The organism is Bradyrhizobium sp. STM 3809, from assembly GCF_000239795.1.
In the GTDB taxonomy this organism is placed as follows: domain Bacteria; phylum Pseudomonadota; class Alphaproteobacteria; order Rhizobiales; family Xanthobacteraceae; genus Bradyrhizobium.
Genome location: NZ_CAFJ01000401.1, coordinates 1 through 1,973 on the forward strand (window position 1 = coordinate 1; position 1,973 = coordinate 1,973).

2 protein-coding genes are annotated in these 1,973 nt (G+C 65.6%); one reads left to right on the forward strand and one right to left on the reverse strand.

Features of this window, described 5'->3' with window-relative positions; genetic code table 11:
- Positions 1-18: 18 nt before the first annotated feature.
- Entirely contained in the window at positions 19-1,344 is a 1,326-nt protein-coding gene (locus BRAS3809_RS19935; RefSeq protein ID WP_008963857.1) for an MFS transporter, read from the reverse strand.
- A gap of 189 nt (positions 1,345-1,533) precedes the next feature.
- On the opposite strand from BRAS3809_RS19935, the gene BRAS3809_RS19940 reads away from it, so the two are divergent.
- Positions 1,534-1,973 (forward strand): glutathione S-transferase family protein (locus BRAS3809_RS19940; RefSeq protein ID WP_035657087.1); only part of this gene is annotated, 440 nt, incomplete at its 3' end.

Genomic DNA, 1,973 nt, shown 5'->3' on the forward strand with positions numbered 1-1,973 from the left:
GCGATCGCCTGCTTTGCATTACTCCGACGGCGCCGCGGGGGCGCGTTCGAGCGCGGGGTCGTGACCGATCACGAGGACGATCCCCATCGCGATGATGCCGAGCCCGGCGAGCAGCAGCAGGCCGGCCGTGTAGCTGCCGGTATGATCTCTCAGCCACCCCATCGCGAACGGGCCGGCGAATCCCGCGAGATTGCCGATCGAGTTGATGACCGCGATGCCGGCGGCCGCCGCGGCGCCGGACAGGAATGCGGTCGGCAGCGTCCAGAACACGGGCAGGCAGGCGAAGATGCCGAACCCCGCAATGCAGAAGGCGATCATCTTCAGGGTCGGATCGGCGAACAGCACCGCGAGGACCAGACCCGCGGAGGCAATGAACAACGGAATCGCCGCGTGATAGGTGCGCTCCGCCTGCTGATCCGAGCGCCGGCCCCACCAGACCATCCCGATCACGCCGACCAGGTAGGGCGCTGCTGATACGACGGTGGTCAGGAAGGTGTTGAGCCCGAACGCCTTGACGATCTGCGGCAGGAAGAAGCTGAGGCCGTAATTGGTGGCGACCGCGCCGAAATAGATCAGGCTGAGCGCGATCACCCGCCGGTCGAACAGCACCTCGGAGACACTGTAAGTCCGCACGCTGTCGCGCTGCCGGCGCTCGACCAGCAGCTTGCGCGTGAGCCAGTCCTGCTCGTCGCGCGCCAGCCAGCCGGCGTCCTCGGGGCGATCGGTCAGGTAGACGAAGACGACGACGGCCAGCACGACGGCCGGGATCGCTTCGATCAGGAACAGCCATTGCCAGCCGGCCAGGCCGAAGCCGCCGTGCAGATACAGCAGGATGCCGGACACCGGCGCGCCGATCACGGTCGAGAGCGGGATCGCGGCCATGAAATAGCCGACGATCCGAGCGCGATATTCCGCAGGAAACCAGAGCGTGAGATAGAAGATGATGCCCGGAAAGAAGCCGGCCTCCGCAATGCCGAGCAGGACGCGCAGCAGATAGAAGCTGTATTCATTGCCGAGGCCGGACACCCTGGAAATCCAGGGCAGGCAGGCCATCAGCCCGGAGAGGAGGCCCCAGCTCAGCATGATCCGCGCAATCCATGTGCGCGCGCCGAGGCGCTCCAGCAGCAGGTTGGACGGCACCTCGAAGATGAAATAGGCGATGAAGAAGATGCCGGCGCCGAAGCCGAACGCGGTCTGCGACAGGCCGAGGTCCGCGTTCATGGTGAGCGCGGCAAACCCGACATTCACCCGGTCGAGATAGGCGACGAAGTAGCAGACGACCAGAAATGGAACGAGGCGCGCCGTGACTTTGGCGATGGTTCTGGCTTCGAGGTCTTGCAGCATCTGAGTTGTCCGATATGGCCAACAACTCACGATCGGAATGCGCGTTCCTCGGAGGAAGTCTCGGGATAGCGAACAGCGCGTCGCAACATCGATATGGCCCGAAGAGCCGTCAAGAAATTCAGCCGCCGATGTCGGGCTGGCCGGGCGAGCCGCGTCCTTGGGAGCGGATCAGTGGAGGACAAGGCGAGCATGATCACAGTGTACGGAGAGGGCAGGGGCTTCCGCGTCGTCTGGCTGCTGGAGGAAATGGGGCTGCCATACCGGCTGCGCGACGTCGATCTCCTCGCGGGCGTCGAGAACGATGCCGAGTTCCTGGCGATCAACCCGGCCGGCTTCATCCCCGCGATCCGCGATGGCGATGTCACGATGGTCGAGTCCATCGCGATCATGGAGTACATCCTGGGGCGCCATGGGCCGACCGCGCTGGCGCCGTGCGCCCAGGACAAGGCCTTTCCGGCCTATCAGCAGTTTCTCCACCTCGGCGAGGCCGGCCTCGCCGCCTCGCTGTTCTTCGTCTCGGGCGCGCGGCATCTCGCGCCGGAGCACGAGCGCGACAATTGGAGCGCGCGCCAGGCGATGGGTGTGTTCACGAGCCGGCTCGGCCTGGTGACGCGACGGCTGCAGCAGGC

What these genes read in the sequence shown, in the direction of transcription:
- BRAS3809_RS19935 (WP_008963857.1), bottom strand. Translation starts at nt 1,344, where the DNA reads ATGCTGCAAGACCTCGAAGCCAGAACCATCGCCAAAGTCACGGCGCGC.